The organism is Acetobacter sp. (genome assembly GCF_047721705.1).
Taxonomy (GTDB): domain Bacteria; phylum Pseudomonadota; class Alphaproteobacteria; order Acetobacterales; family Acetobacteraceae; genus Acetobacter.
The window spans coordinates 41,826-60,440 of record NZ_JBDNXK010000006.1; the positions used below are offsets into that span (position 1 = coordinate 41,826).

General features: G+C 60.0%; 21 protein-coding genes. 1 reads left to right on the forward strand and 20 read right to left on the reverse strand.

Annotation, left to right across the window (positions count from 1 at the left end; translation table 11 throughout):
- Positions 1-31: 31 nt before the first annotated feature.
- From yihA to rpmH, 5 genes are all read right to left on the reverse strand, one after another.
- Positions 32-703: a ribosome biogenesis GTP-binding protein YihA/YsxC gene (gene yihA, locus ABF824_RS02035; protein ID WP_415486157.1), complete on the reverse strand. Its 672-nt coding sequence runs from the start codon at positions 701-703 to the stop codon at positions 32-34.
- 4 nt (positions 704-707) lie between these two features.
- Positions 708-2,447, reverse strand: a complete 1,740-nt coding sequence (yidC, locus tag ABF824_RS02040; protein ID WP_415486158.1) for a membrane protein insertase YidC — start codon at positions 2,445-2,447, stop codon at positions 708-710.
- Between the two features lie 114 nt (positions 2,448-2,561).
- Positions 2,562-2,774 carry a membrane protein insertion efficiency factor YidD gene (gene yidD, locus ABF824_RS02045; protein ID WP_415486176.1) on the reverse strand — a complete coding sequence of 71 codons (213 nt, stop codon included), beginning with the start codon at positions 2,772-2,774 and terminating at the stop codon, positions 2,562-2,564.
- A gap of 44 nt (positions 2,775-2,818) precedes the next feature.
- The gene (rnpA, locus tag ABF824_RS02050; protein ID WP_415486159.1) at positions 2,819-3,163 is read right to left on the reverse strand and encodes a ribonuclease P protein component; all 345 of its coding nucleotides are present in this window, start codon (positions 3,161-3,163) and stop codon (positions 2,819-2,821) included.
- Between the two features lie 55 nt (positions 3,164-3,218).
- Positions 3,219-3,353 carry a 50S ribosomal protein L34 gene (gene rpmH, locus ABF824_RS02055; RefSeq protein ID WP_415486160.1) on the reverse strand — a complete coding sequence of 45 codons (135 nt, stop codon included), beginning with the start codon at positions 3,351-3,353 and terminating at the stop codon, positions 3,219-3,221.
- A gap of 167 nt (positions 3,354-3,520) precedes the next feature.
- Between rpmH and ABF824_RS02060 the strand changes: the two genes are divergently transcribed.
- Positions 3,521-3,883 (forward strand): hypothetical protein, encoded by a 363-nt coding sequence (locus ABF824_RS02060; RefSeq protein ID WP_415486161.1) that lies wholly within the window; start codon positions 3,521-3,523, stop codon positions 3,881-3,883.
- On the opposite strand, the gene gloA is transcribed toward ABF824_RS02060, so the two are convergent.
- The 15 genes from gloA to rnc all read right to left on the reverse strand — a co-directional run.
- The gene (gene gloA, locus ABF824_RS02065; protein ID WP_415486162.1) at positions 3,884-4,285 is read right to left on the reverse strand and encodes a lactoylglutathione lyase; all 402 of its coding nucleotides are present in this window, start codon (positions 4,283-4,285) and stop codon (positions 3,884-3,886) included.
- Between the two features lie 71 nt (positions 4,286-4,356).
- Positions 4,357-5,223, reverse strand: coding sequence for an LpxI family protein (locus ABF824_RS02070; protein WP_415486163.1), 867 nt, complete (start codon positions 5,221-5,223; stop codon positions 4,357-4,359).
- Positions 5,223-6,098, reverse strand: a complete 876-nt coding sequence (gene lpxA, locus ABF824_RS02075; protein WP_415486177.1) for an acyl-ACP--UDP-N-acetylglucosamine O-acyltransferase — start codon at positions 6,096-6,098, stop codon at positions 5,223-5,225. The genes ABF824_RS02070 and lpxA overlap by 1 nt, the downstream gene beginning before the upstream one ends.
- Before the next feature lie 152 nt (positions 6,099-6,250).
- Entirely contained in the window at positions 6,251-6,688 is a 438-nt protein-coding gene (gene fabZ, locus ABF824_RS02080) for a 3-hydroxyacyl-ACP dehydratase FabZ (protein ID WP_415486178.1), read from the reverse strand.
- A 93-nt stretch (positions 6,689-6,781) separates the two neighbouring features.
- The gene (gene lpxD, locus ABF824_RS02085; RefSeq protein ID WP_415486165.1) at positions 6,782-7,894 is read right to left on the reverse strand and encodes a UDP-3-O-(3-hydroxymyristoyl)glucosamine N-acyltransferase; all 1,113 of its coding nucleotides are present in this window, start codon (positions 7,892-7,894) and stop codon (positions 6,782-6,784) included.
- Between the two features lie 17 nt (positions 7,895-7,911).
- Positions 7,912-8,802 carry an OmpH family outer membrane protein gene (locus tag ABF824_RS02090; protein ID WP_415486179.1) on the reverse strand — a complete coding sequence of 297 codons (891 nt, stop codon included), beginning with the start codon at positions 8,800-8,802 and terminating at the stop codon, positions 7,912-7,914.
- A gap of 7 nt (positions 8,803-8,809) precedes the next feature.
- Positions 8,810-11,251, reverse strand: a complete 2,442-nt coding sequence (gene bamA / locus ABF824_RS02095; protein ID WP_415486166.1) for an outer membrane protein assembly factor BamA — start codon at positions 11,249-11,251, stop codon at positions 8,810-8,812.
- Between the two features lie 186 nt (positions 11,252-11,437).
- Positions 11,438-12,544: an RIP metalloprotease RseP gene (gene rseP / locus ABF824_RS02100; protein ID WP_415486167.1), complete on the reverse strand. Its 1,107-nt coding sequence runs from the start codon at positions 12,542-12,544 to the stop codon at positions 11,438-11,440.
- A 48-nt stretch (positions 12,545-12,592) separates the two neighbouring features.
- Positions 12,593-13,750 carry a 1-deoxy-D-xylulose-5-phosphate reductoisomerase gene (gene dxr, locus ABF824_RS02105; RefSeq protein ID WP_415486168.1) on the reverse strand — a complete coding sequence of 386 codons (1,158 nt, stop codon included), beginning with the start codon at positions 13,748-13,750 and terminating at the stop codon, positions 12,593-12,595.
- A gap of 49 nt (positions 13,751-13,799) precedes the next feature.
- Positions 13,800-14,684, reverse strand: coding sequence for a phosphatidate cytidylyltransferase (locus tag ABF824_RS02110; protein WP_415486169.1), 885 nt, complete (start codon positions 14,682-14,684; stop codon positions 13,800-13,802).
- Positions 14,681-15,445, reverse strand: coding sequence for a polyprenyl diphosphate synthase (uppS, locus tag ABF824_RS02115; RefSeq protein ID WP_415486170.1), 765 nt, complete (start codon positions 15,443-15,445; stop codon positions 14,681-14,683). The genes ABF824_RS02110 and uppS overlap by 4 nt, the downstream gene beginning before the upstream one ends.
- 7 nt (positions 15,446-15,452) lie before the next feature.
- Positions 15,453-15,974 carry a ribosome recycling factor gene (gene frr, locus ABF824_RS02120; protein ID WP_415486180.1) on the reverse strand — a complete coding sequence of 174 codons (522 nt, stop codon included), beginning with the start codon at positions 15,972-15,974 and terminating at the stop codon, positions 15,453-15,455.
- Positions 15,975-16,098: 124 nt separating this feature from the next.
- A complete protein-coding gene (gene pyrH, locus ABF824_RS02125; RefSeq protein ID WP_415486171.1) occupies positions 16,099-16,836 on the reverse strand; it encodes a UMP kinase in 738 nt (245 codons plus the stop codon).
- Between the two features lie 175 nt (positions 16,837-17,011).
- Positions 17,012-17,911, reverse strand: coding sequence for a GTPase Era (gene era / locus ABF824_RS02130; protein WP_415486181.1), 900 nt, complete (start codon positions 17,909-17,911; stop codon positions 17,012-17,014).
- 11 nt (positions 17,912-17,922) lie between these two features.
- A partial coding sequence (gene rnc / locus ABF824_RS02135; protein WP_415486172.1) for a ribonuclease III occupies positions 17,923-18,615 on the reverse strand: 693 nt, incomplete at its 5' end.

Here is an 18,615-nt window from a genome sequence, read left to right on the forward strand (position 1 = left end):
GGAAGGCCGATATGGCCGTTCGTATACCCAATCAGTCCGCTACAGGCTCGGCAAATGCCGCCAGTTCACCCCGCAATTCGGGGATGCCACGACCGGTCTGGCTGCTTGAAGCAATCACCAGCGGATGCGCAGCCGGATGACGGCTCACCTCGGCCACGACTTCCCGGTAGCGGCGTTCCTCCGCCTGTGGTTTCACGTTATCGCATTTCGTGAGAACGACCTGAAAGTTGATGGCTGCCTTGTCGAACATGTCCATCACGTCGCGGTCTGATTCCTTGGTCTCGATCCGCGCATCAAGCAGCAGAATCACCCGCCGCAGATTGGGTCGACCACGGAGATAATCGAACATCATCCCCTGCCAGTCTTCCTTCACAGCCTTGGCGGCCTTGGCAAAGCCATAACCGGGCATGTCGACCAGAACCAGCTGTCCCGCCAGATCGAAGAAATTGAGCTGCTTGGTACGCCCCGGCTCGGACGATGCACGCGCAAGGCTTTTCCGCCCCGTCAAGGCGTTGATGAGACTAGACTTGCCGACGTTCGAGCGCCCTGCAAAGGCCACTTCCGGCGCCCGTGCATCGGGAAGCTGCTGAATCTGCTGCGCACCATGAAAGAAATCACATGGACCGGCGAACAGCAGTCTCCCCTTCTCCAGTTGTTCTGGAGACAGCTCAAGGGAAGAGGAAAAATCTTGTTCGCCAGCCAATTGCTCAGCCCTTCTTTTTCGATGCCTTGGGCGGAGGAATGATCTCCGGCTCGTTCTTCTTCTGCCCGTGCCTGCGGATGATCATGTACTGCTGCGCCATCGTCAGCAGGTTGTTCCAGCAGTAGTAGATCACGAGACCGACGGGCTGCCGCGCCATGAAGAAGGTGAAGATGACAGGCATCATCATGAACACCGGCTTCTGGGCAGGATCGATCGTCGCCGGATTGATCTTCTGCATCAGCCAGATGGTGATGCCGTAGAGGATCGGCCACGCGCCCAGCCACAGCCACGACGAGAAATGCGCCGGATCGAAAGGCAGCAGGCCGAACAGGTTGAAAATGTTCGTCGGGTCCGGCGCGGACAGATCATGAATCCAGCCGACAAACGGCGCCTGACGCATCTCGATGGTGACATACAGCACCTTGTACAGACACCAGAAGACAGGCGCCTGAATAAGGAGTGGCAGACAGCCGCTGGCCGGGTTCACGCCTTCCTTCTTGTAGAGCTGCATGATCTGCTGGTTCATCTGAACCGGATCATCCTTGAAGCGCTCGCGGATCTCCTTCATGCGGGGCGCAACGTCGCGCATCGCCGCAGCGGAACGGAAGCCCTTGGACGCCAGCGGGAAGAACACCGCCTTGACGATCAGTGTGAACGTCAGCAGCGCCAGACCGAAATTGCCGAAGAACTGATAAAGCCAGTCAAGCACGAAGAACACCGGACGCGTCAGGAAAGCGAACCAGCCGAAATCGACGGCTTTCCAGAAATCCGGAATGTTCATCTCATGCTGATAACGCTCCAGCAGGCGCACTTCCTTCGCACCGGAGAACACATGGGAGGTGATCTGGGCTTCGCCATTAGGAGCTGCGATCAGCGGCTTCTGGCCCGTAAAGCCGACCTGATAGGCACCGGCAGTCGTATCAAAGCCGTAAGTGCCAGCGACGTCCGATGTCTGTTCAGGCATGACTGCTGTCAGCCAGTATTTGTCCGTGATGCCAGCCCAGCCACCCGTGCCAGTTTTGGACCATGACACATAGTTGGGAGCCGTCGAGCCTTCACGCAGGGACTTGTAGGATTCCTCGCCTAGACGGCCATTGATGACGGAAACAGGCCCCTCATGCACCAGCATGCCGCCCGTCTCTTCAGGCGTATAGGCCCGCACGACGCGAGAGTAAGGCACAAGAGATACAGCCGCGCCCGTTGCATTGCGGACCTTCTGCGTCACCGTGAACATGTAGTCACGGTCCACCGACAGATCGATTTCGAACGTAAGCCCTTCCCCATTGTCCCATGTAAGAACGACGGGGCTGTCAGAGCCGAGTTTCTGGGCGCTGGTGGTCCACAGGGTGTGAGCGTTCGGGAGCTTCAGTGTTTCTCCGGCAGAACCGTACCAGCCGAACTCGACATAGGTCGGCTCCTTCTCGTTCCGGGCCTCCAGCACGCGCACCAGCGGGCTATCAGGCCGGACGGTCTCGTGGTACCCCTTGAGCACCAGATCATCAAGGCGTGCGCCATGAAGGTTCACGGAACCTTTCACATCCGCTGCATCGATGGGGAGACGGGCCGGAGCCTCGTCACGGCTGGTTATTTCAGGCTGGTCGGTTGCGACGGGAGGAGCGGCCGCAGTGGTCGTCTTGCCCTGAATCGCTGCCGGGGATTTGTGTTCCTCCGGCATGAAGTAATCAAATCCGATCAGTACCAGCGCTGAAAGAAGGGTCGCTAGTATTACGCGTCTGATATCCATATCTGACCGGCAGGCCTTTTCTGCTTTCTGAGAACACACCCGGACCCTGTCACGCCCGGCGCAATCGCGGTCTCTCATAGCGGAATTGCGCCGGATTGCCAGCCTTCGGGCGTACTAAGTGCGGTTTTTGACCGTTTCCGATGGTGGCACCGGATCATATCCACCCGCATGCCAGGGATTGCAGCGGAGGATGCGCCGGGCCGTCAGCCAGCTTCCACGCAACGCACCGTGCTTCTGGACCGCCTCGATACCGTAGCAACTACAGGAGGGATGAAAACGGCAGTTCGGCCCAACGACCGGCCGTATGGCAACCTGCCAGCACCGCATTCCCGCGATCAGGGCTGAAGAAAAGACTCCGTTTCCCTGAGACGTCACGAGACTGCTCCCGTCTTTTTCAGAGCCTGACGGACGTCTTCGACCAGATCGGAAAACACACGACGGCGTGTCTTGTCTCGTCCGATCAGCACGAGATCAACGCCTTTCAGTTCCGTGTCACGTTCGACCACGCGAATCGCTTCCCGCAGACGCCTGCGCGTCCGGTTGCGGACAACGGAATTTCCGACTTTTTTGGTAACTGTAAAACCGACTCGTGCAACGTCGTCATCATCACGACGGAGAGTCTGCAAAACCAGTCCCGGCATGGGAGCCTTGCGGGCTTTTGCCGCGGCTGCCAGAAACTGGGACCGTTTTTTAAGCCGGATCGAAGGGCGGTTCATGGATCAATCCTCTGCCGCCACTCCGTCCCGGCTTACATCCTGAGATGTAAAAATCTCAGGCAGACAGGCGCTTGCGGCCCTTGGAGCGACGATTCGCAAGAATACGACGGCCACCGACAGTCTCTGAGCGTGCACGGAAACCGTGGCGGCGCTTACGGACCAGCTTGGAAGGTTGATACGTGCGCTTCACGGCGGCACTCCCTGAAAATTTTCTGACTCGATTACATAAGCAGCAAGGTCACAACACATGGCAGCCCTTGCCGGGATCGCGGGCTTATAGTCATCTGGCGGCGTCGCGTCAATGTTTTCACCAATAAAACGGCGCGGCGTTCGTCCTTCCATCCGGAAAGTCCTTGCATGCCCCGTCTTCTTCCCGCCCTCGCCGTATTCTTCCTCGTCGCCGGATGTGGACTGATCGCTCTCTTCGTGCCCATCCCCGCTTTCGCAAAAATATTGCTGGTTCTGGCTGGAGGATTCATCGCAACGGGCGCGCTTCTCACACTTTCCCCTTCTCCGGCACAGGAAGCACCACAGCCACAACCCGCACAGAGCGAGATCACGCCCCAGTTGCGACACGATCTGCGCGGCATTCTGTCCCCCGCAGTTCTATGCGCCGATCAGTTGACCCTCAGCGCTGACGAGACGACGCGCACCCGGGCAACGCAGATTCTCGATGCGCTGGATCGCGCCACGGAACGGCTCAAAACCGCGCGGACGTAATCAGTTTGGCGCGGTCGGTTTCTCAATCAGCTCGATCTTGTAACCATCCGGATCTTCCACGAACGCGATGACGGATGTGCCGAACTTCACGGGACCAGCCTCACGCGTGACCTTGCCGCCGCCTGCGCGCACCTTTTCCACGGCCGCAGCAACATCCGGCACCCCGACGGCGAGATGGCCGAAGCCCGTGCCGACATCGTATCCATCGTCCTGCCCCCAATTATAGGTCAGTTCGATTTCAGCCTGCCCTTCGGCATTGGAGGCATAACCAATGAAAACCAGAGTATATTTGCCGTCCGGCACCTCACGGCGTCGCAGTTCATGCATCCCAAGCAACCTGTAGAAGCCGAGACTCGCTTCCAGATTCTTCGTCCGCAGCATGGTGTGCAGAAATGTTCCCATGATTGTCTCCAAGGCGGCCAATATTCATTTGTTAAAGCAGAGAAGCCCGTTCGGTTTCCCCCGCGTTTTCCTCACAGCCCGTCGCAAGGAGAGGCTGTGGCATCAACACCGAACAGAAACAGTCCTGCCGCATCGGCAGCAGCGACACACGCAGCCTGATCGGTGAACAGGGTGCCACCTGCCTCGAAGGCTATTCCTTTTAGCCCGGCCTGAGAGGCACCTTCGATCGTCCGTGGACCGATTGTCGGCATATCGGCACGGCGTTCCTGCCCGGGCTTGCAGAGCTTCACCAGTACGCCACCTTCACCCGGCTGTCGGCAGGTACCGGCCCGGGCCAGCATGGCGTCCGTACCTTCCATCGCCTCTACCGCCAGCACGACGCCCTGCTGCACCACACACCCCTGCCCGATATCGAGCTTTCCAAGTGTCCGCACGACCTCGACACCACGGGCAATGTCAGCCCGATCCGCTTCATTGGGCGAGATACGCCCTAACGATCCGACCGCCCCCAGAGACTGGGAAAGAAATTCGTGAGCACCGCGAACGGTAAAACCTTCCTCACCGAGAATGCGCACCAGCGCACCCAGAAGGCCGTCATCACCGGAAAAAAGCGCTCGCCCAAGCCGCGCAAGAATCTTTGCGCCTTCAGCATCCGGTCGCAGATCACGGAAGGAAGGACGTCGCACAGGGCCGATCAGAACGATGTCACCGCATCCATGCGCGCGAAGTTCGGCCAGAATCGTTCCCGCCGCTGCCAGACGGACATAGGCGTGGGGCCACGGTTCGACGACGGCCGGTTCAGCAAAATCCTGAAAGGCTATGATGAAAACAGGGCGCCCCTGCGCCGCAACTGCCGCAGCCACCTGCCCGGGCAAGGGACCGCCACCTGCCAGAATCCCGACACATCCACCGTTACTGCTATCGGTGGGCGCGGGCATCAGCCCGCCTCTGTCTCGCTTGACGTAAAGCCAGCGGTCGCCACGCGCACCAGTCCGCGACGGCTCGGCGCATCTATGAACGCCAGAATTTCGGCGATCTTGGGATCATCGCCAAATTCGGCCCGAACCTGTTCAAGGCGTTGGGAGAAGACGTCTCCTTCAGCATCGCGCGGGTAAAGCAGACGGAAAGCCTGCCGCATCCGATGACGTTCCTCGGATTTAACGCCATTCCGACGCAACCAGATCCAGTGCAACCCGACCAGTCGCGCACGATTTCCAAGGACGCTGCCATAGGGAATGACATCCGCTTCCACACCTGCGACACCCCCGACCAAAGCAGCCCGACCGCTCCGTACGAACTGATGGATCGCTGCCGACCCCATGACACGCGCATCGTCGGCGATGTTCACATGACCGCCCATCACCACATTGTTGACGATGATCACCCGGTCACCCAGCGTGCAGTCATGAGCCACATGGGCATTGGCCATGATCAGGCAATCCGCGCCAACATGCGTGATACCCGTACCCGTCGCCGTGCCACGATGAATTGTCACATGCTCGCGGACCACCGTACGTGCGCCGATTTCGCAACGCGTCGGCTCGCCGGAATATTTGAGATCCTGCGGCGCAAGGCCGATCGTGACGAACGGATAATAGCGCGACTTCTCACCAAGACGCGTGTGACCATCGACAATCACGTTGGCGAGCATCTCGACGCCATCGCCCACCTCGACATTGGGGCCGATCGAACACCATGGCCCGATTCGCACGCCTTTCCCGAGTTTTGCGCCTGGGGCGATGATCGCCGTCGGATGAATCCCTTCCGGGAGCGTTTCCAGGCTTCCGGAAAGACCGGTGGATACCGTTTTCATCGACTCAGCCAGAACTGCCTCCATTGCCGCCATGCTCTCTTATCCATGCCTTTTGCGGCAATTCGTGGACTCCGGGTCAAGATATCCCGTCATGCATTCCCCACAAGCGAGCACGCCGGCTTTCAATCATCCTACTCTGGGTATGACCCAGATCATTCCATGATCATGGCGCTGAACGTCGCTTCCGCCACGGACACGCCTTCGACACGGGCAATGCCCTTGAACTTCCAGACATTCGCGCGCTGGCGTTCTTTTTCCACATGGATGCGCAACTGATCGCCCGGTCCGACAGGACGACGGAACTTCGCGTTCTCGATCGTCATGAAATAGACCAGCTTCCCTTCAAACGCCTTGCCAAGCGTGAGCACCACAAGCGTGGCCGCCGTCTGCGCCATGGCCTCGACAATGAGAACGCCCGGCATGACAGGACGCGCCGGGAAATGTCCCTGAAAAAACGGTTCATTGACCGAGACGTTTTTCACACCGACAGCTGATTCGCCCAATGTGATCTCGACCATCCGGTCGATCAGCAGAAATGGATAGCGATGAGGAATCGCTTCCATGATCCGCATCACGTCCACAGCTTCGATGTATTTCCGCTCCTCGTCCGGAGCCTGCGCTTCAGGTTTCTGATTCACGTTACTCAAACCATTTCAAACGTGCGCGCAAGGCGCCGATTTCAGTCAGTCTCCGTCTTTCCCGGATCCGTCCTGTCCGCCTCCTGCCGACTTTTTCGACAGTTTACGTAATGTCGCCACGTTCCGGAAAAACTCCCGGAACGGCATAGCAGGGCTGCCAATCACGTCAGCACCGGCTTCGATATCCGACATGACCCCACATTGCGCACCGATCCGGGCCTTCGACCCGATCCGGATATGTCCGATCAGTCCCGCCTGAGCAGCAACGGTCACGAAATCACCCAGTTCGGTCGAACCGGAAATACCAGCCTGCGACACGACGATACAGCATTTGCCGAGGCGTGTGTTGTGGCCAATCTGGACAAGATTGTCGAGACGGGAACCTGCCCCGATGACCGTATCCTGCACGGAACCACGATCGATCGTCGAATTGGCGCCGATCTCGACATCATGCTCGATCACGACGCGCCCAAGCTGCGGCACGGTCTCGAAGCCATCCGGCCCGACGGCAAATCCGAACCCGTCCTGACCAATCTTGGCGCCCGGAAACAGCGTCACCCTGTCACCGAGCGTGGCATGGGAAACCACCACCTGCGCGCCAATCCGGCAGTGAGCGCCGATTGTCACGCCATCACCGATAATCGCGTGCGAACCGATGATCGTGTTTTCACCGATCTCCACACCACGACCGATCACCACAAAAGGACCGATCTCGCAGGAGGCGGGCACAACTGCGCCCTCCTCGATTACGGCCGTTGAGTGCACGCCTGCTTTCGGCGCTGGAGCCGGATGGAACATCCGGGCCACACGCGACCATGCGAGATAAGGCGTGGAGGAAACAATGGCGGCGCTTGAAGCCGGCACACGCTTGGCGAACGCCGGCGCAACAATGATCAGACCCGCCTGCGTCCCGTCCAGAAGTGGCGCATAACGGCGATTGTCGAGAAAGCTGACTTCTGTAGGACCGGCAGACTGGAGAGGCCCGATTCCACCATAGGTGTGTTCGGTATCCTCGCGCTCCTGTGGCGGCTGGTATGTTCCCCCCGCCGCTTCTGCCAGAGCCTGCCCCGTGAACGGCCCCTGACGGGTGAAGAAACGGCTGTCCGCCACCCCACCCTGCCTGTCACCAGAAACAGAAGTTTCCCGACTCCGCGCCATTCAGCCTGCTCCGCCCCTTACTTCTTTGGAGCAGCAGCCGGAGCCACCGCAGCCTGACTATCCGTCGGAGCCGGTCCCGGCGGCGGAGACGCCGTCGTCGGCATCTTGCCGGACTTAGCCAGCACTTCCGGGTCTTCGTTGGCAGCCGGGATATAGACCTTTGGCAGCACCTGATTCAGCTGCTTGGCCACTTCGTTCGTGATGTCCTGACCATCCACATGCAGTGCGACCTGCTCGCTATGCAGAACGAGGTTCATGCTGTGGCTGCCAGCGACCTGCTGAATGACCTGCACCAGTTCACGCTCGATCTGTCCGAGAGCCACCTGCGCGGCTTCCTGAATGATGCGATTGCGATCACGGAACGTGCGCTGCGCCTTCATGACCTTTGACTGGAGAGCACGCTCCTGCGACTGAATCTGATCGGCCGTCATGCTCTTGGCGTTCGCCTGCAGCTTCTGCTGTTCAGCCCGCCAGCCTGCCTGAGCACGCTGCGCATCCTGCGCCAGTTCGTCACGGCGCCCACCGAGTTCACGCTCAACCTGCTGCCCCGCCAGAGACTGACGCATGACATCGCCCACACTGATCATGCCGATCACCGCAGTCGGCGGCGGCGCGGCCTTGGCAAGCGAAGGCGCTGCGGGAATGGCTGGCTGTGGAAGAACCGGTGGCGGACGCGATCCGCCCTCACCGCCATCATCACCCTGCCCACCGTCATCAGCTTCCGCGTCAGGCGCCGGGCGGCTTGCATGGGTGGGGGCATGGGCCGGTGGCGGTGCTACCGGATGCGCCGTTTTCGGCACGAACCAGCCACCACCCGAAGACTGGGCGAACGCATCGCCCGAAATCAGGGCACTTCCTGCGAGCAGCACTGAAGAGGCCAGCATCACGGCCCGTGAGAAACGAAACATCATCACCTCAGAATTGCTGGCCGAAGCCAAAGCGAAGAACCTGCGTACGATCGTTCCAGCTGCGTCGGATCGGGAAGCCCGCATCGACATTCAGCAGACCGAAAGGACTTTTCCACGAAATACCGAAACCGGCACTGATACGTGGGGAAAGCGTATTGCCGCTGACAGCCTCGTAATAGGGGCCGTCCTTTGCCTTGTTGGTGAAGCGACGCGCCACACGCAGGCCGGCCAGACTGCCGGTATCGACAAACGCACGCCCACCAAGCCCCATCGACGACGCGAAAGGAATAGGGAAGCGAACTGTAGCGGAGCCTGTGTAGATGAAGCGTCCACCCAGCAGATCTTCACCAGCACGCGCATGCCCGTCAGGACCGACATAGCTGGGAGACGGATCGGCAACCGCACGCGGTCCCGCACCACCATCAAGGAAGCCGCGCAGGTTGTTACCACCGAGATAGAAGTTGTCGATGATCCAGTCTTTGCTGTGGCCCCAATCCGCCATGTATCCGGTGCCCGCCTTGAACTCGACGGTCCAGTCGTGATTGCCCATCAGGTCATCGAGCGGGAGGTAATAGGCGGCATCGAATTTGCCACGCACATATTTTGCGTCGCCACCAAGACCGGCGAAATCGCCACCAAGACGCAGGATATAACCCTTGTGCGGCATGATGCGACGGTCACGGGTGTCATACTGCAGAACGGTTCCGATCTGCGACAGCAGCGAATGGCCCGTATTGTCCTGCACATACTGGGAAGCATATTCCCACACACCACCGATGTGACGTTCCATCAGCGAGTAGTTAAACGACTGCGACAGGTGATTGGTATAGGCATACCCCATGCGGAGCGAGATGCCGTAACGACCTTCCGAGTAGTTCTGATAGGTCTGGTAGCGGTTGTTGATGTAGAAAATATCCGCACCGACCACGAGGTTCCGGTTCAGGAAGTATGGGTCCGTAATGGACGCATCGACCTGACGCTCCCACAGCGCCATCGTGCCAGAAATACCGGCATCAACGCCTGTTCCCAGAAGATTGTGCTGCTTCAGACCGATATTGCCGATCACGCCCACGTCAGTTGAGTAACCACCACCCAGCGAGAACTCACCCGTCGGTTTTTCGACCACGCTGGTCGCCACGTTGACCTTATCCGCTGCGGAGCCCTGTCCCTGCGAGATCGCAACGGACTTGAAGTAGCCCAGATCTTCGATCGACTGCTTGGCGTATTTCTTGAGAACCGGTGTGTACGGGTCGCCTTCGGACATCGGCAGCTGACGGCGGATCACGTTATCACGTGTCACCGTGTTCCCGTTGATGTCGAGCCGCTCCACATACATGCGCGGACCTTCGCTGACATCCAGCAGAAGGTTGACGATTCTCTTTTCCGGGTTACGCGCGATCTCGGGACGCACCACAGCGAAAGGAATACCCTCCGCCTGAAGGGATTCCTCCATGTTCGTCGCGTTCTGCTGCACGGCGTTACCGTCGTACCACTGGTTCGGGTAAACCTCGATATATTTACGCAGCTTCAACGCAGGCATATGGCGCAGGCTGGAACGGATATCGATCTTGCCCAGACGGTAACGCGGACCTTCCTTGATGGTGAAGGTCACAAAGAACGATTTGCGATCAGGCGACATTTCACCCGTCGCGTTGATCATCTGAAAATCGACAAAGCCGTTGGTCAGATAGAAGCGACGCAGCAACTCGCCGTCATAACGCAGACGTTCCGGGTTGTACTGATCCGCCGAGGAAAAGAAGCGGTACCAGGCCGTTTCCTTGGAGGAAACCACACTCGCCAACTGCGCTTCGCTGTAGAACTTATTGCCAACGAAAGCGATGCGTTTGATGAGAGTCTGCGGCCCTTCGTGAATCTGGAAGACCACATCCACGCGGTTATGAGCGAGCTTGATCAGCTGAGGCGTGACTTCCGCCCCGTAACGCGCTTTGCCTGCATAAACCTCGAGAATCTTCTGGCGATCCGCAGCAGCGGCGTCCGGCGTAAAAACCGCCCGCGCACGCAGGGCGATGACCTTACGCAGATCCTCGTCCTTGGCGGCGCTGTTGCCTTCAAAGACGATGCGATTGACGATCGGGTTCTCGACCACCTGCACCTGCAGGATGTTGCCACTCCGGTGCAGCGTCACATCCTTGAACAGACCAGTGGCGTAAAGCGTCTTCAGGGACCGGTCGAGATCGTCCTGATTGAACGTATCGCCGGGACGCACCACCATGTAGGAAAGGACCGTACTCGGTTCGATACGGTCATTACCGTGAACCTCGATTTCCTCGATCCGCTGTCCCCGCGCCAGCGCCGTATCGGACACGTCGGTCGTGGGGCGGACAGAATGAGTGCGGTGTGGTGCGAACTGAGCGGAAGCATGATGGGCGCAAAGAGAAGACAGCGCGCAAACGGATGCAAGCAGAGCCGAACGTTTACTCTTCAACATCAGCGCCCTTTCCGACCCGACATCCCGGACTGCCCTATCAAACGGTCAACGAACTGACCGTTACAGACAAGTCTTTCTATTCCTTCATGGGGAACTATCCGAACACCACCCTATCCCGCAAGTCATCAGAGTGGCTTTTCGTCGTCGGACAAACGCTTTTTTCATCAATGAGGTATTCCCGGCACATCAGCCACCGAGAGACGTCAGCCATTTGAACAGGCCAAAACTGGACAGGTCATTGAATGTAGAAAACAGAAACAGCCCGGCCAGCAGGGCAAAACCGGCCTGAAAACCGACCTCCTGCACCTTCTTCGGCACTGGACGGCCACGAATCGCCTCCAGCGCGTAAAAGACCAGCCGACCGCCATCAAGGATCGGCACCGGGAAGAGATTGATCAGTCCCAGATTGACCGAAAGCAGTGCCATGAAGGACAGCAGATTGGCCACACCATGCTGCGCCACCTGCCCCGAAAGCTGCGCGATCCGCAGCGGGCCGCCAAGATCCTTCGCCGTATGCTGCCCCGAGAGAATCTGCCACAGGCCATCCAGCGTCTGGACGGTCGTCACCCATGTTGCTTTGCCGGCATTGACAATCGCCTCGCTGAAAGGCTGCGGAGAGCCGCTTGCTGTCGCAAACTCGATACCAAGCTGGCCGACCGGCTTGGCAGCCCCCTTGGGCGCGATCTGCCCGATTGTCACCGGCAGACTCATTTCCTGCCCGGCACGTCGGATTTTCACGGTCGTCTGTTTGCCCGGTTCACCCACGACAATCTTCTGCACGCTCGCCGCATCCGGGGTCGGCACATCGCCCAACCCGAGAATCGTGTCGCCTGGCCGCAGGCCAGCCACAGCGGCAGCGCTATCGGGACGGACAGTGTTGATGTCGTTCCGAACGACCGGCAAACCGCAAGCCGCGAACAGGATCAGGAACAGGACATAAGCCAGAAGAAAGTTAAATACCGGCCCCGCGACGATGATGATCGCGCGCGACAGCACCGGCTTGTCGTGGAAGGTGCGCCCCGGTTCCCACGCAGCCTTCTGCTCGTCGGTCGCTTCGTCCGGCCCTTCGAACCCATGCGGCTTCACGAAGCCACCCAGGGGGATCGGCCCGACACGCCATTCGGTGCCGGCCTTGTCGGTCCAGCGCAGCAGCGGCGGCCCAAACCCGATGGAGAATGTCTCGACCTTTACGCCGCGCCAGCGGGCGGCGAGGTAGTGGCCCAGTTCATGAATAAAGACCAGCACGCCGAGCACGACGGAAAAGGCCAGTATGGTCCGGATCATCTCATGCATGGCTTGGGCTCCTCTCGTGCGCGACCTGTCGGCCGGAAGTCTGATCGATCAAGCGGCGCGCTTCAGCACGCGGTCTTCCGCGGCACGACGCGCCGTTGCATCCCAGTGCAGGACAGCATCGAGCGTCTCGATGGCGGGCGCACCCAGTGCTTCCATCACGCTTTCCACGATCCTCGGGATATCGAGGAAGCCGATCCGGTTGTTCAGGAAAGCCTCCACCGCGATTTCATTGGCCGCTGAAAGAATCGTGGAGGCTGCACCGCCTTCGCGCAAGGCCTGACGGGCAAGACGCAGGGCAGGAAAACGCACATCGTCCGGTTTTTCGAATACGAGTGTACCGAATTCGGCCAGATCGAGACGGGAAGAAGTGGTCGCCATCCGCTTTGGCCACGCAAGGCAATGGGCGATGGGAATACGCATGTCCGCCGATCCCATCTGCGCAATCAGGCTGCCGTCCGTATACTGCACCAGCCCATGCACGACCGACTGTGGATGCACCAGCACGCCGATCCGATCCTCGGTCAGGCCAAAAATACGGGCGGCCTCAATGACTTCCAGCCCCTTGTTGAACATGGAGGCCGAATCGATGCTGATCTTTGCGCCCATGGTCCATGTCGGGTGCTTGAGCGCCTGCGCAGGTGTCGCCGCTTCCATCTGCTCGATCGTTGCATTGCGGAATGGGCCGCCAGAGGCAGTAAGGATGATTTTCTCGACCTGATCTTCCTGCCGATCCGCCATCGCCTGAAAAACGGCGTTATGCTCCGAATCGACGGGAAGCAGAGTGGCCTTGGCGTCCTTCACAGCACGAAGCATGACATCGCCCGCGCACACCAGCGCCTCCTTGTTGGCGAGCGCCACGGTGCGACCATTGCGCACCGCCGCCAGTGTCGGCTCCAGACCTGCGGCCCCCGTGATGGCCGCCATCGTCCAGTCAGCCGGCACGCCTGCGGCCTCGATGACGGCGGCACGTCCACCACTCACCGCCACATCGGTGCCCGCCAGCAGCGACTTCAGTTCCGACACGAGGGTTTCGTCAGCGATAACAGCCTGTTCCGCACGGAGCGCTTTCGCCTGCTCCGCCAGCAGCGACACGTTGCGACCCCCAACGAGGACCCGCACCGCGACATCCTCTCCAGCCTGATGCAGCAGATCGACTGTCGAGCACCCAATGCTGCCGGTGCAGCCCAGAACCGTTACTGTTTTCATTATAGTCTTATCCTACCCGTGACCTATCGGGAAACCGAACCAGAAATTCTCATTGTCCCACCAGTTGCCGGAACGCTGTGACGAGATCGCCCAGCCCCACCGTCCAGAACCCCGCTCCGGGTCTGGCTGCCAGCGAGATGAGAGCAGCAAGAGGCGCCACGACCAGAAGCGCGTCGAAACGATCCAGCAGCCCCCCATGACCGGGCAGCAACGTGCCGGAATCCTTGACACCGCGTCGACGCTTCACCGCGCTTTCAAGCAGATCGCCTGCCTGCGCCGCAACACCGAGCATACAGGACCAGATAGCACTGCGGACCAATACCGACTGAATGGAGATATCACCGTTTTTCTGCGCCAGAGTGGCGACAACCAAGCCAGCAAGCAGGGCACCCAAGAGGCCACCAACAGCACCAGACCGTGTTTTACCGGGAGAAATCTTCGGCGCCAGCTTCGGACCACCGATCAGGCGTCCGACCATGTAGGCCGAACTGTCACTCGACACGACGACTGCGATAGCGAACACCACCGACCAGATACCGGTTTCCGTTCCCAGCCGCAGCCACAGAAGCGCAGTGCCTGCCGCCACGATGGCGGCAGTGCCAATCCACAGAGGCGGCCCAAACACGAAGGCGCTCATGGGAAAAGCGAGGATTTCCGTCCAACGCCCCGCATACGCGACAATGCCGGCACAAAGCGCCCAGCCAAGATACAGCACGCCTCGCCAGCTTTTTACCGACAGCCCGAAGAGATTGGCCATTTCCGAGGCAAGGCCGACCATGGTGAGAATGATCAGCGCGCCATAGACAACACCACCGGCGCCGATGGCGGTCGCGGCGACCACAATCAGAACGGCGGCAGAAATCAGCCGGGGACGAAGATCCCGCCAGTTCGATGAGGATGCCGACGCTGCCGGTTGCTTACCCTGATCGTTCACGCCGGACGCGCACCGAAACGCCGTTCCCGCCGGGCATAGATTTCGAGAATCTGGTTAAATGTCGTCTCGTTGAAATCGGGCCACATCTGTTCGAGAAAAACCAGTTCGGCGTAAGCACTCTGCCACAGGAGAAAGTTGGAGAGGCGATGCTCGCCACTGGTGCGCACGATCACATCAGGATCGGGAATCCCTGCCGTGAGCAGGTGATTGGATACGACAGTTTCGTCGATGGAATCGGGATCGAGTTCGCCCCGCATGGCCGCGCGGGCGATGGCTTTCGCCGCCTGCACGATTTCGCTGCGACCGCCATAAGATAGCGCCAGCAGGAGCGTAAGCCCGGTGTTGGCGCCCGTAAGCCGCTCGGCGTGTGCGAGCTCATCGCACAGATCCTGCCCGAAACGATGCGTATCCCCGACGAAGAGAATACGGACATTCTGTTTGTGGAGTTCGTTGACCTTGTGTCGCAGGTAAAACCGCAGCAGCCCGGTCAGATCGGCCACCTCATCCGGCCCACGACGCCAGTTTTCAGACGAAAACGCATAGAGCGTCAGATACTCGACCCCCTTGGCCCGCGCCGCTTTCAGGCAACGGGTAACAGCTTCCGCCCCGGCCCGGTGACCCGCAAGACGCGGCAGACCACGGGCAGCGGCCCAGCGACCGTTTCCATCCATGATGACGGCAATATGCCGCGGAACAGTGCTGTTTCCAGACACGTTGTCCGGGCTGATGCCCTCTGTCGCCGTGGCCAGGGGGAGAGGCATCCGAAGATCAGACCTGCTTGATCTCGCGTTCTTTCTCCGCGAGAATTTCATCGATTTTCTTCACATACTGGTCGGTCAGCTTCTGGATGGCGTCAGACCACGTCTTCACATCATCCTCACTGATTTCACTCTTTTTTTCCAGCGCCTTGGTCTTGTCCATGCCATCCCGGCGGACACCACGAACAGCGACCTTCGCGCCCTCGGAATAACGCCCGGCTGCTTTGGCCAGCTCATTACGGCGCTCTTCCGTCAGCTGCGGGATCGGCACGCGGATCATCTGGCCTTCACCCGCCGGGTTCAGCCCGAGACCGGAATCACGAATCGCCTTCTCCACCGCGCTGGCAAGCGAACGGTCCCAGACCTGCACGGTGAGCATCCGGGCTTCCGGTGCGGCGATTGTCGCCACCTGTGTCAACGGCACTTCACCGCCATAGGCTTCCACGCGTACCGGCTCCAGCAGCGCCGCATTGGCACGTCCGGAACGCAGGCCGGCGAAGTCGCGGCGCAAGCTCTCCAGCGCGCCATCCATACGGCGGGTCAGATCCTCAGTAAGCGTATTCAACTCAGCCACGACGGCTCTCCTACAACACGATGGCTGGCACTGCGTCCCGCCCGACTAACCATAAACGATCGAATCGCGTCTTTGCGCTGTATCAATCGCTTTCCTCAATCCGTGTAAACAGCCCTTCACTGCGCATCACCCGCTGGAACGCACCGGCCTCGTGGATATTGAATACCACGATCGGCAGGCGGTTTTCACGCGCAAGACTGATGGCGGCCGCATCCATGACATTGAGATCGCGCGACAGGACTTCAAGATAGGTGAGTCTGTCATAACGCGTCGCCTGCGGATCCTTGCGGGGATCAGCGCTGTAAACGCCATCGACCTGCGTGCCCTTGAGCAGCACATCGCAGTCCATCTCGGCCGCACGCAGCGCCGCAGCCGTATCCGTGGTGAAGAACGGGTTACCCGTTCCGGCAGCGAAGATCACGACGCGTCCCTTCTCCATGTGGCGGACAGCGCGACGCCGGATATAGGGCTCGGCAATCGAGGACATGTGAATGGCGGACATCACGCGAGTCGGAACATTTTCCCGTTCCAGTGCGTTCTGCACCATGAGAGCGTTGATAACCGTAGCCAGCATGCCCGCGTAATCGCCCTGAGCACGGTCCATACCGCGCGCAGCAGCCGTCAGGCCACGGAAGATGTTGCCGCCGCCAACGACGAGGCAGACCTGAACGCCGGTCTGTGCGACAGCGGCGACATCGGCGGCAATGCGATCAACGGTCTGTGCGTCGACACCATACTGGCCGGTGCCCATCAGCGCCTCACCGGAAATTTTCAGGAGTGCGCGACGCGGTACGGCGGAGCCTTCAGCGATGGTGTTCATGTTACCTCAGTGAGAGCGGATCATTCGGATATTTTCCCCTCACCCTGTCTGATCTCCTGACCGCAGGGCACGGGAGCCGAGGCATCCTCTTATCGCCCGATGGCGCGCACCACAAGGACCGACCGTCGTTTTCCCGCCGGAAGACTTTCCGCAAGGGTCCGTTCCGACTGGTTTTTCAAACGCTGTCGTCCAGACCGATGGCCCGGAGACGTGCCCGCTCCTCGTCCCACCCGGCCCGTTCCTTGACGTTGAGGAATAGATGACACGGACGTTCCAGCAGCCCCGCAAGCTGGACCCGCGCCTTGAGACCAATTTCCTTGATACGCTGGCCGCGCTCGCCGATCAGGATCGCCTTGTGGCTCGCCCGAGACACATAAATCGTGACGTCGATCCGCACAGAGCCGTCCGGACGCTCCACGAAACTTTCGGTCTCCACCGTCGCGCCATACGGCACTTCTTCATGCGTCTGGAGGAATATCTGCTCCCGCACCAGTTCCGCCGCCAGCAGGCGGTCAGGCAGGTCCGTCATGTCATCTTCAGGATAGAGATACGGACCAACCGGCAGATTCTCCGCCAGCCTGTCCAGCAAATCGTCCACCCCGTTTCCACTCCGCGCGCTGATCATGAACACGTGCTCGACCGGAATCATTTCCGCAACCGAGGCCGTCAGCGGCAGGAGGGACTGGGGCGTGACGAGGTCGGTCTTATTTAACACGAGCCACACACGTCGCCCTGCCTGCGCCAGCTGTTCGATCACGGCAGTCGCCGCTTCGTTCAGCCCTGCCTTCGCGTCCACGAGCAGCAACGTGATGTCGGCATCTTCCGAACCACTCCAAGCTGCCGCCACCATCGCCCGATCCAGCTTGCGCTTGGGGCGGAAAATACCCGGCGTATCGACAAGAATGATCTGAGTCGCCTGACGAATCAGGATACCCAGCACCCTGAAGCGCGTTGTCTGTGCCTTGGGGCTGACGATGGAGAGCTTCGCCCCCGCCATCCTGTTGAGCAACGTCGATTTGCCCGCATTGGGGGCGCCGACAAGCGCCGCAAAACCACAGCGCGTCTGTTCCGTCATATCCGCCCCACTCACGATGATTCACTTCCCGAGGATGTTGTATTCAGTCTTGCGAGAAGATCCGCCGCCGCACCGCTTTCCGCAGCACGCTTGCTGCCAGCCTCCCCCTTACCCGTCAGGCCGGCGGCGTGCACCTCCACCACGAAGCAGGGCGCGTGGGACGGCCCATCCGCGCTGACCGTCTCATACAGAGGCAGAGCCAGTCCACGAGCAAGAGCCCATTCCTGCAACGCCGTCTTGGGATCTTTTGGCGGGCGTGACTGAGCGGAAATCTCGTTATTCCACCACTGACGCACCAGCTTGCGCGCCGGTTCCAGACCGCCGTCCAGATATAACGCGCCGAGAATGGCTTCCAGTGCATCCGCCAGCACATTGGCCGTGCCGCGTATTCCGGCCCGCTCCTCATGTTCCGCTACATTCAGCGCTTCGGGCAGATCGAGAGCATCGGCGATCTTCGCCAGCGCATTACGGGACACAAGGTGAGCATGACGCGAACCAAGCGCCCCTTCCTGCTCATCAGGATAACGGGCAAGCAGCCATTCCGCCATCAGCAGGCCGAGCACACGGTCGCCAATGAACTCCAGCCGCTCGTTGGAGCCCGCCCCCTTGGTCTGACGACGCCCCCGCCCGTTGCTCCGCTGATGCGCAGCTGAACGATGCGTCAGCGCCTCCGCAAGAAGCGCCGGTTGCGCAAAGCGATACCC

Excerpts from the sequence above, each read along its gene's own strand:
- yidC (WP_415486158.1), bottom strand. The coding sequence starts at position 2,447 with ATGGATATCAGACGCGTAATACTAGCGACCCTTCTTTCAGCGCTGGTA.
- yidD (WP_415486176.1), bottom strand. The coding sequence starts at position 2,774 with ATGCGGTGCTGGCAGGTTGCCATACGGCCGGTCGTTGGGCCGAACTGC.
- rnpA (WP_415486159.1), bottom strand. The coding sequence starts at position 3,163 with ATGAACCGCCCTTCGATCCGGCTTAAAAAACGGTCCCAGTTTCTGGCA.
- ABF824_RS02060 (WP_415486161.1), top strand. The coding sequence starts at position 3,521 with ATGCCCCGTCTTCTTCCCGCCCTCGCCGTATTCTTCCTCGTCGCCGGA.
- gloA (WP_415486162.1), bottom strand. The coding sequence starts at position 4,285 with ATGGGAACATTTCTGCACACCATGCTGCGGACGAAGAATCTGGAAGCG.
- ABF824_RS02070 (WP_415486163.1), bottom strand. The coding sequence starts at position 5,223 with ATGCCCGCGCCCACCGATAGCAGTAACGGTGGATGTGTCGGGATTCTG.
- lpxA (WP_415486177.1), bottom strand. The coding sequence starts at position 6,098 with ATGAAAACGGTATCCACCGGTCTTTCCGGAAGCCTGGAAACGCTCCCG.
- lpxD (WP_415486165.1), bottom strand. The coding sequence starts at position 7,894 with ATGGCGCGGAGTCGGGAAACTTCTGTTTCTGGTGACAGGCAGGGTGGG.
- ABF824_RS02090 (WP_415486179.1), bottom strand. The coding sequence starts at position 8,802 with ATGTTTCGTTTCTCACGGGCCGTGATGCTGGCCTCTTCAGTGCTGCTC.
- bamA (WP_415486166.1), bottom strand. The coding sequence starts at position 11,251 with ATGTTGAAGAGTAAACGTTCGGCTCTGCTTGCATCCGTTTGCGCGCTG.
- rseP (WP_415486167.1), bottom strand. The coding sequence starts at position 12,544 with ATGCATGAGATGATCCGGACCATACTGGCCTTTTCCGTCGTGCTCGGC.
- dxr (WP_415486168.1), bottom strand. The coding sequence starts at position 13,750 with ATGAAAACAGTAACGGTTCTGGGCTGCACCGGCAGCATTGGGTGCTCG.
- uppS (WP_415486170.1), bottom strand. The coding sequence starts at position 15,445 with ATGCCTCTCCCCCTGGCCACGGCGACAGAGGGCATCAGCCCGGACAAC.
- frr (WP_415486180.1), bottom strand. The coding sequence starts at position 15,974 with ATGGATGGCGCGCTGGAGAGCTTGCGCCGCGACTTCGCCGGCCTGCGT.
- pyrH (WP_415486171.1), bottom strand. The coding sequence starts at position 16,836 with ATGAACACCATCGCTGAAGGCTCCGCCGTACCGCGTCGCGCACTCCTG.
- era (WP_415486181.1), bottom strand. The coding sequence starts at position 17,911 with ATGACGGAACAGACGCGCTGTGGTTTTGCGGCGCTTGTCGGCGCCCCC.